Here is an 11,353-nt window from a genome sequence, read left to right as displayed (position 1 = left end):
TCTCACCAGAAACTGATCTGACTCGCACCATCTTTTGCAATTGCTTGCACTTTCCCACTGCCAATTACAAATGGCATCCTGCAAAATGCGGCAGCGCACCGCGCAATGATAAGGAAGACGTGCCTTTCGCTCACGCACCGTAGACACACACGAAACACATGTGTGAACAGTGCTTGAGCGAAAGGCACTTGCAGGAGCAGAGACAGGGAAATGCAAAAAAGTATGGTGTGGGTCGAATGGGCGAAACAATCCGCCAACGCGTCCAGCGCAGCAAAACGCGGACGTCCGAATACAACGGCGCTCGTCGTATTAGCCGTGGCGATCACGTCGGCGTTGAGCGGTTGTAGTTCAATCTACTCGGAAGGCGCCACCGCCGGCGCCGGTATCGCGGGCGCAGCGCTCGCCGCCAAAGTCACCAGCAACGCGGCCGTCGCCACCGGCATCGGCCTCGGCGCGGTGGCCGCGGCCCGAGCCGGCGTGCAGTACTCGGAACGCGTGGTCCACAAAAATACGCAGGACGGCATCGCCAAAATCGCCGGGCCGCTCGACGTCGGCGCAATCGCTCCGTGGAGCGTGACCCACTCGATGCCGATCGAAGACGACGAACACGGCCGCGTCACCGTCAGCCGCACGATCAGCGCCGGTGCGCTCGACTGCAAGGAAATCGTCTTCTCGGTCGATCAGACCGCCACCAAGAATGTGCCGGCAAGCAGCGCGTTCTACGTCGCGTCGATCTGCCGCGACGGCGACAACTGGAAATGGGCGTCGGCCGAACCTGCTACCGAACGCTGGGGCGCTCTGCAATGAAGGCGCTGACGCTTCCACGTCCAAGGAAAAGCCACTCGCTGCCAGGGCTGCGCTTCGTCGATGGCGCGCGTACCGCACTGAATCCACGCACGGCAGCAGCGACGCTTTCCGGCAACCGGCTGCGGCTCGTGCTGGCCGGTGCGCTCTGCGTCGGCGCCAGCCTGCTGACGAGCGGCTGCTCGTCGGTCGGCGCGGCGAGCGGCGCGGCGGCAGGCGTCGCGTCGGGCCTCGTGACCTCCAACCCGGCAGTCGGCATCGGCGTCGGTATCGCCGTGCAGGCCGCGACCGACGAAGCCGTCGGCCGCTACATGCGCACCATGCACACCGATCAGCAGAACCTGATCGCCGCGCTGGCGGGCGCCATGCCGGTCGGCGAGACGCGGCCCTGGGCGGTCAAGCACACGCTGCCGATCGAGAACGGCCACGGCCAGGTGCGCGTGACGCGCGCGTTCAGCTCGGCGCTCGCGCTGTGCAAGGATTTCGTGTTCTCAGTTCAGGACGGCGACGGCCCGGACGCGCACGAAGACTGGTACACGGCGAGCGCGTGCCGGCAGGACAAGGGCTGGAAGTGGGCGTCGGCGGAACCGGCAGTCGAGCGCTGGGGCGCTCTACAATAAAAAAACGGCAGGGTCTCCCCTGCCGCTTTTTGCCTGAAGCGTCTTAATCGACTCAACCGGGCTTAAGACTCCACGTCTTCCAGACTGAAAATTTCCGTCTGGTCGTTGTACGAGAAGATCTCGCCATAACGGCCCCAGTTGATCACTGCGTCGAGCGTCTCTTCCGCGGCGCTGTCCGACAGAAAATCCTCCAGCTCCTGTTCGAAACGCACGCGCGGCGCGCGATGCCCCGGCCGTTCGTTCAACACCTTCTTGATCCGCGCAGCGAGCGGCACGTGGCGCAGCAGATGTTCCGCGAACATCATCTTGCGCTCCTGGGTGCCGAATTCAGAGAACACGCGCGCCGGCGGCGTCAGGAAAATATCCCCTTCGCGCACGTCGGCGAAACCCAGGTGCTGCAGCACTTCGGCGACCGGGAACAGATCGTCCACCTCCAGGTGCAGCGAGCGGGCGATTTCCGGCATGTCCGCACGGCCGTGGTACGGCGCAGCGGCCAGCGTTTCGATCAGACCGGCCATCAGGTTGGTCGACACATGCGGCAGCCAGCTGTGCAGCTCGAGGCCCTTCTTGGTCTTTTCGTCAGTCTGGCGCGCCGTCATCTTCGCGTAAATGTCGTCGACCAGCCGGCGGAACGCCGGGTCCAGACGGTTACGCGGATGCTTGAACGGCACCTTGATCTCGGCGATCACACGGCCCGGATTGGACGACAGCACCAGAATCCGGTCGCACATGAACACCGCTTCCTCGATGTTGTGCGTGACGATTAGCACCGCCTTGATCGGCATGCGGCCTTGCGTCCACAGGTCGAGCAAGTCGGTACGCAGCGTTTCGGCGGTCAGCACGTCGAGCGCGGAGAACGGCTCGTCCATCAGCAGCAGCGTGGGGTCGACCACCAGCGCGCGCGCAAAACCAACACGCTGACGCATGCCGCCCGACAACTCGCGCGGATACGCGTTTTCGAAACCGTCGAGACCGATCAGGTCGATCGCGGCCAGCGCGCGCGTGCGTCGCTCGCTCGCGGCGACGCCCTGCGCCTCGAGACCCGCTTCCACGTTTTGCAGCACGGTCAGCCACGGGAACAGCGCGAAGGTCTGGAACACCATCGCCACACCCTTGGCCGGGCCGTCGAGCGGCTTTCCCATGTACGTGACTTCGCCGCCGGTCGGCTCGATCAGCCCGGCGATGATGCGCAACAGCGTCGACTTGCCCGAGCCCGAGCGGCCCAGCAAACCGACGATCTCGCCTTCGCGCAACGACAGATTCGCGTCGTCGAGGACGAGCAGCTCGCCCTGCGACTTGTTGAACCCGCGGCACACGTCCTTGACGCGCAGAATCTCCTCACCGAGGCGCGGCGGCATCGGCGGGGTCTGGATCGGCGCGGCGGTCATAGCAGCTTTAGGATTTTGCATCGCGTTTAGCCTTTATTCTCAATCAAGCCGGAGCTTCGCTTCGGCATAGGCGTACATCGGACGCCACAGCAGGCGGTTGAACAGGGTCACGAACAGGGACATCACGGCGATGCCCACAATGATCTTCGGATAGTCGCCTGCTGCGGTGGTCTGTGCGATGTAAGCGCCCAAGCCATGCGCGGCAACCTTGGTATCGCCCCACTGGACGAATTCCGCAACGATACTGGCGTTCCACGCGCCGCCCGACGCGGTGATCGCGCCAGTCACGTAATAAGGGAAAATGCCCGGCAGCATCGCCTGACGCCACCATTGCCAGCCGCGAATGTGGAAGTTCTTGGCCGCTTCCCGGTAGTCGTTCGGATACGAACTCGCACCGGCAATCACGTTGAACAGGATATACCACTGCGTGCCGAGCACAATCAGCGGCGACAGCCAGATATCCGGGTTCAGATGAAAGCGCACGATGGCGATCACGAACACCGGGAACAGCAGGTTCGCCGGGAACGCAGCGAGGAACTGCGCAATCGGCTGCATCTTCTCGGCCAGCGCCGGCCGCAGGCCGATCAGCACACCGATCGGCACCCAGATCACGGAAGCGATCGCGATCAGCACCACCACTCGCAGCAGCGTGATGAGCCCCAATACGAGCACGTGCCAGACTTCGTCGAGCGACACGCCGGTTCGCACGTACGTGATCACGCGGTACACCACGAAGACCGTGGCGATCAGCACCACCGCCGCCCAGACAATGTCGCCGATGCGCGAAGTCTTCTCGCGCTGCGGAATATGGAACCGCGGGCCGCCAAACGCCGGCAGCGTGAAGTTCACGCGCGCAGCCTTGGCGAACATCCAGCCGAGCGGCACCAGCAGACGGTGAATCAGATGGGTGCGGCGGATCAGGTCGAGCAGCCACGATTCCGGCGCATTGCCCGAGCTGGTGGTTTCCATACGGAATTTATCGGCCCACGCGACGAGCGGACGGAACATGAACTGGTCGTACGCAAGAATCACGACCGTCATGGCCAGAATCACCCAGCCGATTGCGTGCAAGTTCTTGTCGGAAATCGCCTGCGCGAGATAGGCGCCGATCCCCGGCAGCGTGATCGTATTGTTGCCGACCGTAATGGCTTCGGACGCGACCACGAAGAACCAGCCGCCCGACATCGACATCATCATGTTCCAGATGAGGCCCGGCATCGAGAACGGTACTTCGAGTTTCCAGAAGCGCTGCCATGAAGTCAGATGAAAGCCGCGCGACACTTCGTCCAGATCGCGCGGCACCGTGCGCAGCGACTGATAGAAGCTGAACGTCATGTTCCACGCCTGGCTCGTAAAGATCGCGAAGATCGCCGCCAGCTCGGCGCCGAGCACACGGCCCGGGAACAGCGCGAGGAAGAACGTGACCGTAAACGAAATGTAGCCAAGCACCGGCACCGACTGCAGGATGTCGAGAATCGGCACCAGCACCATGCCGGCGCGGCGGCTCTTGGCAGCCAGCGTGCCATACACCAGCGTGAAGATCAGCGAGGCGACCATCGCCGCCAGCATGCGCAGTGTGGTGCGCATGGCGTACTCGGGCAGATTCGTCGGGTCGAGCGAGATCGCCTGGGTCTTGAGCGTCGACATCGGCGCCAGCGTCTCGTGAAAGCCGATCGCCGCCATCGCAATGATGCAGATGATCAGCGGAAAGGCGACGAAGTCCCAACGATTAGGCAACACCCGCCATGCAGAGGCATTGGCGGTGCGCTTCAGGTTGAAGCTGAAATCCATCAGACGCTCTCCCTATTCATACAGGTATTCAAACGCACGCAGGGGGCCGCGGCTTCGGCGCGGCAGTCTGTAGATCGGTCCAGACAGCGGAAATCAGGCATGGCAAAACGCATGTGCGCGGTAAATCGTTAGCGTTGGAGACACGTGGACCGGTGACAGACGGGGCCGTGGGCAAGACTGCCCGGGACCGCAACCGTCAAGCCGGGCTCCTGTCGCCGCAGGCGCCGCCCGAAGGCTGGCGGGCTTTCCTTGTTTTGGACGGCACGACACTACACCATCCTATGTTTCAGGCACAACCTTTCACGGCAAATAGCAACAAATAGCGCCGAACACCCCCGCAACCACCCTCCGCCGGCGACGCTGAAGCACGTATAGCGAACCATCTACTTTCGGCCAGCCACTTTCCCATCAATCGCGATCACCGCGCGGATCGGGTTTCAAACACCTGTTAAACCCACGCAGCCATTCAGAAAGCTGATGCGCTGCCGTTAAGAACCTGATGGGCAAAGCGGATGCACTTCGCATTCCCGCAATAACGGTGGCGTCAGGCCCCATGACGGTTAAAATCAAGAGACGGCATGCTTCTTTGCGGTTTTGCCGGTCTACAACGCGGCCCGCACCGAGGGCGTATCGCCAGCAGTTTCCACAGGTGCGAAACAGCGCCGGGGCGCTGCCACGAATGAGCTAGTTGCATGTCACAGCCAGACGAATCAGAGGGTCGATGAACAGGACAACCTTGCGCCAGGCAACCGGACCGATCAGCTTCGCGCTGATCGTGCTCGTTTGCTGGTTCGTGGCCGGCATGGTCGCGGACCGGATGGTACAGCAAGAGCTGGACGCGGCTTTGCGCACGCAACGCCAGATGTCCACGTCGATCGTCGACAACATGGCGGAGGTGATCGCCAGCGACCTCGCCATGTCTCGCGCCATCCCCGCAACCATGGCCGAAATGGACGTGGTCCAGCACGCGCTGGTGCAATCGCAGAATTATGCCGCGAACGGCGAAGCGGCGGAACCCGCCCTGCGCGCCGCGTTGTTAAAAGACCCGCGCATGCTCACCGTGAGCAATTTCCTGCACGACGCCCAAGGCTTCTCCGGGCTCGACCAGATCTGGCTCGTCAATACCAACGGCATCTGCGTCGCTTCGAGCAACTCCGTCAATCGACCGCTTGCGGCAGAGCACACCTTCATCGGCGCGGACATGCGCATGCGCGGCTACCTGACGAATGCCTTGCTCGGTGCGTTTTCGGAAGCCTATGGCGTCGGCCGCCAGAGCGGTGAGCCGGGCATCTTCATCGCGGCGCCGGTGTACGCCGACGGTATGCTGGTGGGGGTCGTGGTGGCCAAGGTGGGGATCGCGCGGTTACGCCACTGGGTTGCGCATGCCGGCACCTTCGTCGCCGATGAAAACGGCGTCATTATCATGGCGCACAACAGCACGCTCGAAGGCCACGCACTGCCGAACTCGCGCGTAACAAAGATGAGCGCCGCCGAGCGCCTGACCATCTATCGCCGCGAGATCCTCCCCGACATCCAGATTCAGGTCGATACGCGCGTGCGCGAACAGGCGCACTGGGTACCCGCAGGTGTCGCCGAACAGTTGTTCGGCATGAGCGAGCAGCCGTCGCCATCGCTGTATCAGGCACGTAGCGGCCTGAACTCGGGGCTCTCGGCGCATCTGGTCGATCCGCTCGCGGCCTGGCCCGAACTGCTGCGCAATCACAAGCGCGACCATCTGCTGGTGTTTCTGACGCTGGCCGGCACGGTCGCGCTCGCGTGGGTCATCACCGTGTCGTACGTGCGCGAGCGGCGCCACCATCGCGCCACGCGCGACCTTGCAGAACAATTGCAATCGGCCAACACGCTACTCTCGGCGGAGGCGCGCCACGATGCGCTGACCGGCGCGCTGTCGCGGCGCTACTTCCTCGACCTGCTGCGCCACGAGATCGAACGCGCGCATGCGAGCAATGAGCCGCTGTGCATGGCAATCGCCGACCTCGACCACTTCAAGCAGATCAACGACCGCTTCGGCCACGCCGCCGGCGACCGCGCGCTCGAACATTTCGTCGATACCTGCCGGGCCGAGTTGCGCGGCACCGATGCGATCGGGCGGCTCGGTGGAGAAGAGTTCGGCTTGCTGTTGCCGGCCACGGATCTGGCGGGCGGCCGTGAAGTTGTCGAACGCTTGCGCCTGCGCCTGAAGGCCATTCCTTCGCCGAAGTTGCCGGCCTCGGTGGGCTTGAGCGTGAGCATCGGCATCACCGAACTCTCGTCCGACGATCTGCCCGAGCGCATCATGAGCCGCGCCGACACGGCGCTTTATGCGGCAAAGACGGGCGGCCGCGACCGCACCGAAGCCCTTCCGCCCGACGACACCGCACCGCCCGCGCGGACGGTGGTCAACGCCTGGTGATGACTGGCGACGCCGGCTAGCGCCAGGTAATGGGTAATGCGCCGGTCGCCTCCAAATTCAATTCGCGCGGCGCGCCGTCCGCAACCCAATGCGTACGGTCGCTGATGCAAAGCAAGTCCCGGCCTCGGGCGTCCCGCAACGAAGCAGGTATCATCAACCCTGACATTGAGGTTGCCGCCACCGCTCTAACGGGAGATTCGCATGAAGGGAAATTTGGTCATCGTCTGTCGCGATCAGGATGCTGACGCATTCGACCATCTGCTGGCCGAGTATGGCGCGTTCCAGACGCGCTTGTCGTCGACCACGTGGTATCTGAAGCTGGAGGTCGCACCGGAACTGATTCAGGAAGAGATACTCACGCGTCTCGGCAAGTACACCACGCACTACATCTTCGAGGCCGAAACGGTAACGTGGAATACGGTGGATGGTGACGCGGCAAATGCGTTGAACACGCTGTTTTCAGACTAGCGCAGAGTTTGCCGGAAGCGCATTCCAGACAGCGCATCCGGCATTGCGACTCAGACGCCGCATTCCGAACCTTGCGTTCGGACATCTCATCGCGGCATATAGCGACATATATATAGCGGGGCAGGCGCTTACCGCCCTTGCCCCGCTCAACCCCAGGCGCTTTCCGAAGCCGCCACGGCACGCGGAACCACGTCGAAGGGAAAGCTCATCAAGACCCGCAAGCCACGACCTTCGTGGTTGCCGATCTCCCACTCCCCACCCGCACGCCGCACCAGACGCTCGACGATCGCGAGCCCCAGCCCGCTATGACCGTTGCCGCCACGTGCCGGGTCGAGCCGGACGAACGGCCGGCTGGCATTGATCAGGTCTTGCGCGGCGATACCGCCACCGTTGTCGCTGACCGAAAGCGTGAAGCCTTGCGCCGTGCGCGCCGTGGCGACGACGATCGGCGGCGCGCCGTAGGCATGCGCGTTGTCCAACAGGTTCGATAGGATCCGGTCGAGCGTTGCCGCCGGCAACAGGAAACCCGGCCCTGCGTTGAGTTCGGTCTGCACCGTGGGCGCACCGGACGCGACCGCACGATAACTACGGACCACGCGCTCGCACTGCCCATCCACTTCGACCGCCTCGCTGCGATCGGCGCCGTCGTGTGCGAACACCAGAAACTGTTCGACGATATGCGTCATCGAATCGACGTCGCGCACCACGCCGTCACGCATCTTCACTTCTTCCATCATTTCGGCGCGCAGCCGCAAGCGTGCCAGCGGCGTTTTCAGATCGTGCGCGACGCCGGCCAGCATCACGGCCCGGTCGTTTTCGGTGCGCGCCACTTCCTGAACCATCTGGTTGAAGCCGTGCGTCAACTGCCGCAACTCGCGCGGACCGCGCTCAGGCACCGGCGGTACCGGCTGGCCGCGGCCAAAGCGCGCCACCGCCTGGGCAAGCGAGCGCAATGGCTGTTGTAGCGCCCACGCGGCAAAAAGCGCCGCCATCACCGCGAACGAAAAGATAATCGCGAGCCACAGCACCGTGCGATCGAGGGAACGAGGCGTGCGCAGTGGCTGCACCGGCACGACGATCCAACTTCGATCCGTGGTGGCGCGCACCCATAGCGTGGGCGGACGGCCAGGCTGGCCGATCCGCACCAGCGTACCGGTGGGCATGCGATCGCGCACGTCCTCGACGAAGCGTTCGAGCGGCGCCGGCAGAGCGGTGCTATCCGGCGGCACATCCGGACTCGACGGATCGACCAGCCTGACGCGCGACGGCAAGGGCTGGTCCGGCGTACGGGCGACGTGCTGGCGCACCGCGTCGACGAGGAAGGTGGCTTCCTCGACTGCGTAGCGCGTTTGCAGTTGGCTGCGCTCGAGCCGCATCAACGCGTACCACGCGAAATGCGACAGCAGCAGCACCGCAATAACTAGCAGCGCCAGGCGCCCGAACAGCGAATCAATGGGCCGGCGCATGCTGTTCGCCATCCGGCACGAACACGTAGCCGCGTCCGCGCACCGTTTGAATGAAACGCGGCGTGGACGGGTCGGTTTCGAGAATGCGACGCAAACGCCACACCTGGACGTCGATGCCGCGGTCGGTGCCGTCGTATTCCGGACCATGCAGCAGTTCGAGCAGGCGCTCACGTGTGAGCGTGCGCATGGGGTGATTGACGAAAATCTTCAGGAGCGCGAATTCGCTGCCCGACAGCGTGAGCGGCTTGTCTTCGAGATGCAGCGTGCGCGACTGGAAATCCAGCGTGAAGCGGCCGAAGTTGAACGGCTCGCGCTGCTCCGGCGCCGCCGCCGACGGCAGCGTGCGGCGCCGCCGCAGCACCGCCTGCACGCGCGCCAACAGCTCACGCGGGTTGAACGGCTTGCCGAGATAGTCGTCTGCGCCGAGTTCCAGACCGACGATGCGGTCCACGTCGTCAGCACGTGCGGTCAGCATGATCACCGGGATGTCGTCGCCCGACGCGCGCAGTTTGCGCAGCGCGGTCAGCCCGTCTACGCCCGGCATCATCAGATCGAGCACGATCAGATCCGGACGCTCGCGTTCGAGCCTGCGCTCGAGCGTGCCCGCGTCGTGCAGCACCGAAACTTCGATGCCCTGACGGGCCAGATAGTCGCGCAGCAGATCACGCAATTCGACGTCGTCGTCGACAACCAGTATTTGAGTAGCCATGGGATGAAGTTTAACGCGCAGCAGGAAGGGTTTTCGATTTCAGACGGCCCGCAAGGGTTACCGGGTGTTACGGTGAAAGCCGTACGTAATGACCCGTAACAGCCGCATCAAGCCACGTAACACAGCGCCGGACGCAGTTCTCTACGCTGTGACTTACCGAATGCAGGCCGTCCACATTATCGGTTGCATCGTCGGCTATTCCATTACAGGGAGTCTTACATGTCCACCAAAAAAATGTCGCGCGTTCTCGCCGTTGCCGCCACTGCCCTCGCCATTGGCGCGGGCGCTGCCTATGCCGTTCAACCCGCCGATCACGGCGGCCCCGGTGGCTGGCATGGCCACTTCATGAAGGAACTCACGCAACTGCACGATCAGTTGAAGCTGAACGCGGATCAGGAAAAGCAATGGCAGGCCGCGCTCGACACCATGAAACAGAACCATGAGGCCATGCGCGCCAATCATGAACAGATCAAGAACCAGATGAAGGCGGCGCAGCAACAGCCGATTCTGGATCTGAGCGCCATGGCTGCCGCGCACCAGCAGGTCGAGCAGAAAGACGCGCAACTGCGTCAGCAAACCTCGGACGCATGGCTCAAGTTCTATAACGGCTTGAACGACCAGCAGAAGACCACCGTCAGCACGGCGCTGAAGCAGCGTTTTGCGAAGATGGAAGCGCGTCACGAAAAGATGCGTGACCGCTGGGAACACCATAATAAGGGTGCAGCGTCGGCGCCGGCTGCGAATCAGTAAGCGGGTCGACGCAGACGGAAGGCGGCTCGCGCAACCGTCGTCCGGATGAAAAAACGCCACGGAAAAACTTCCGTGGCGTTTTTGTTTGCGTGCCGCTCACACTTCAAGCCAGGGGACTCGTTGCGCTTGCAACCAGCCACCCTCAAGCAACGGGCGCTGTGTGACGCCCGATGATCCGCCCTTACCCGTTGAGCGGACCCAGATCGAACAGCAGCACTTCAGCGTTATCGCCCTTTTCGAGCGTCACCGTATCGGTCTCGCTGAGCTTGGCGGCGTCGCCGGCCTGAAGCGCCTGGCCATTCACGGTCAGCGCACCCCGCGCCACGTGCACATACGCCAGCCGGCCTTTCGGCAACGCAAACGTGGCCTGCTCCGCGCCGTCGATCAGCCCCGCGTATATCGATGCATCCGCGTGAATCGTCACTGAGCCGTCGCGGCCGTCGGGCGAGGCGACCACGCGCAGACGCCCGCGCTTGTCGGCGTCGTCGAAGCGCTTTTCCTCGTAGCCGGGCTGGTCACCCGCACGCTGCGGGATCACCCAGATCTGCAAGAGGTGCGCCGGTTCGTCCTGCGATGCGTTGAATTCGCTGTGCTGCACGCCCGTGCCGGCGCTCATGCGCTGCACATCGCCGGGACGGATGGTCGAGCCGTTGCCCATGCTGTCGCGGTGCGCGAGCGCGCCTTCGAGCACATACGTGACGATTTCCATATCCCGATGGCCGTGCGTGCCGAAGCCCTGGCCGCCGGCGATGCGGTCTTCGTTGATCACCCGCAACGGTCCGAAATGCACGTGTTGCGGGTCGCGGTAGTCGGCAAACGAGAAGCTGTGATACGAGTCGAGCCAACCGTGATTGGCGTGGCCACGTTCGTCGGAACGGCGAATCTCGATCATGGGGGATCTCCCGGTGAGTAATTAGCGATGCACAGAATGTATGGGCGCGAGG

Annotated in this window: 10 protein-coding genes; 5 read left to right on the top strand and 5 right to left on the bottom strand. The window is 63.4% G+C overall.

What is annotated here, in order from left to right; all coding sequences use genetic code 11:
* The first annotated feature begins 210 nt into the window (after nt 1-210).
* Nucleotides 211-807, top strand: a complete 597-nt coding sequence (locus R8871_RS24250; RefSeq protein WP_175052745.1) for a hypothetical protein — start codon at nt 211-213, stop codon at nt 805-807.
* On the top strand, nt 804-1,424 hold the full coding sequence (locus R8871_RS24245; RefSeq protein WP_246287682.1) for a hypothetical protein: 621 nt from the start codon (nt 804-806) through the stop codon (nt 1,422-1,424). Before R8871_RS24250 ends, R8871_RS24245 begins: the two co-directional genes overlap by 4 nt.
* A gap of 62 nt (nt 1,425-1,486) precedes the next feature.
* On the opposite strand, the gene R8871_RS24240 is transcribed toward R8871_RS24245, so the two are convergent.
* Nucleotides 1,487-2,833: an ABC transporter ATP-binding protein gene (locus R8871_RS24240; protein WP_175052744.1), complete on the bottom strand. Its 1,347-nt coding sequence runs from the start codon at nt 2,831-2,833 to the stop codon at nt 1,487-1,489.
* 18 nt (nt 2,834-2,851) lie between these two features.
* The gene (locus R8871_RS24235) at nt 2,852-4,603 is read right to left on the bottom strand and encodes an ABC transporter permease (RefSeq protein WP_175052743.1); all 1,752 of its coding nucleotides are present in this window, start codon (nt 4,601-4,603) and stop codon (nt 2,852-2,854) included.
* A gap of 721 nt (nt 4,604-5,324) precedes the next feature.
* Here R8871_RS24235 and R8871_RS24230 point away from each other — a divergent pair.
* The gene (locus R8871_RS24230; protein ID WP_175052742.1) at nt 5,325-7,016 is read left to right on the top strand and encodes a sensor domain-containing diguanylate cyclase; all 1,692 of its coding nucleotides are present in this window, start codon (nt 5,325-5,327) and stop codon (nt 7,014-7,016) included.
* A 201-nt stretch (nt 7,017-7,217) separates the two neighbouring features.
* On the top strand, nt 7,218-7,484 hold the full coding sequence (locus R8871_RS24225; protein ID WP_175052741.1) for a hypothetical protein: 267 nt from the start codon (nt 7,218-7,220) through the stop codon (nt 7,482-7,484).
* Between the two features lie 146 nt (nt 7,485-7,630).
* Here R8871_RS24225 and R8871_RS24220 read toward each other — a convergent pair whose 3' ends face one another.
* The gene (locus R8871_RS24220; protein WP_175052740.1) at nt 7,631-8,950 is read right to left on the bottom strand and encodes an ATP-binding protein; all 1,320 of its coding nucleotides are present in this window, start codon (nt 8,948-8,950) and stop codon (nt 7,631-7,633) included.
* Nucleotides 8,934-9,659, bottom strand: a complete 726-nt coding sequence (locus tag R8871_RS24215; protein ID WP_054035058.1) for a response regulator — start codon at nt 9,657-9,659, stop codon at nt 8,934-8,936. Before R8871_RS24215 ends, R8871_RS24220 begins: the two co-directional genes overlap by 17 nt.
* 219 nt (nt 9,660-9,878) lie before the next feature.
* Here R8871_RS24215 and R8871_RS24210 point away from each other — a divergent pair, with 219 nt between their 5' ends.
* Nucleotides 9,879-10,409, top strand: coding sequence for a periplasmic heavy metal sensor (locus R8871_RS24210; protein WP_175052739.1), 531 nt, complete (start codon nt 9,879-9,881; stop codon nt 10,407-10,409).
* 181 nt (nt 10,410-10,590) lie between these two features.
* Here the strand turns inward: R8871_RS24210 and R8871_RS24205 are convergent, their stop codons facing one another.
* Nucleotides 10,591-11,301 carry a pirin family protein gene (locus R8871_RS24205; protein WP_175052738.1) on the bottom strand — a complete coding sequence of 237 codons (711 nt, stop codon included), beginning with the start codon at nt 11,299-11,301 and terminating at the stop codon, nt 10,591-10,593.
* Between the last annotated feature and the right edge of the window lie 52 nt (nt 11,302-11,353).

The sequence above is a fragment of the Paraburkholderia sediminicola genome (assembly GCF_902859805.1).
GTDB classification, from domain to species: domain Bacteria; phylum Pseudomonadota; class Gammaproteobacteria; order Burkholderiales; family Burkholderiaceae; genus Paraburkholderia; species Paraburkholderia sediminicola.
Note: the sequence above shows the minus strand (reverse complement) of the source record. Positions and strands in the feature narration are given on the sequence as shown.

Coding starts and splice junctions, on each gene's coding strand:
- R8871_RS24250 (WP_175052745.1), top strand. CDS start 211: ATGCAAAAAAGTATGGTGTGGGTCGAATGGGCGAAACAATCCGCCAAC.
- R8871_RS24245 (WP_246287682.1), top strand. CDS start 804: ATGAAGGCGCTGACGCTTCCACGTCCAAGGAAAAGCCACTCGCTGCCA.
- R8871_RS24240 (WP_175052744.1), bottom strand. CDS start 2,833: ATGCAAAATCCTAAAGCTGCTATGACCGCCGCGCCGATCCAGACCCCG.
- R8871_RS24235 (WP_175052743.1), bottom strand. CDS start 4,603: ATGGATTTCAGCTTCAACCTGAAGCGCACCGCCAATGCCTCTGCATGG.
- R8871_RS24230 (WP_175052742.1), top strand. CDS start 5,325: ATGAACAGGACAACCTTGCGCCAGGCAACCGGACCGATCAGCTTCGCG.
- R8871_RS24225 (WP_175052741.1), top strand. CDS start 7,218: ATGAAGGGAAATTTGGTCATCGTCTGTCGCGATCAGGATGCTGACGCA.
- R8871_RS24220 (WP_175052740.1), bottom strand. CDS start 8,950: ATGCGCCGGCCCATTGATTCGCTGTTCGGGCGCCTGGCGCTGCTAGTT.
- R8871_RS24215 (WP_054035058.1), bottom strand. CDS start 9,659: ATGGCTACTCAAATACTGGTTGTCGACGACGACGTCGAATTGCGTGAT.
- R8871_RS24210 (WP_175052739.1), top strand. CDS start 9,879: ATGTCCACCAAAAAAATGTCGCGCGTTCTCGCCGTTGCCGCCACTGCC.
- R8871_RS24205 (WP_175052738.1), bottom strand. CDS start 11,301: ATGATCGAGATTCGCCGTTCCGACGAACGTGGCCACGCCAATCACGGT.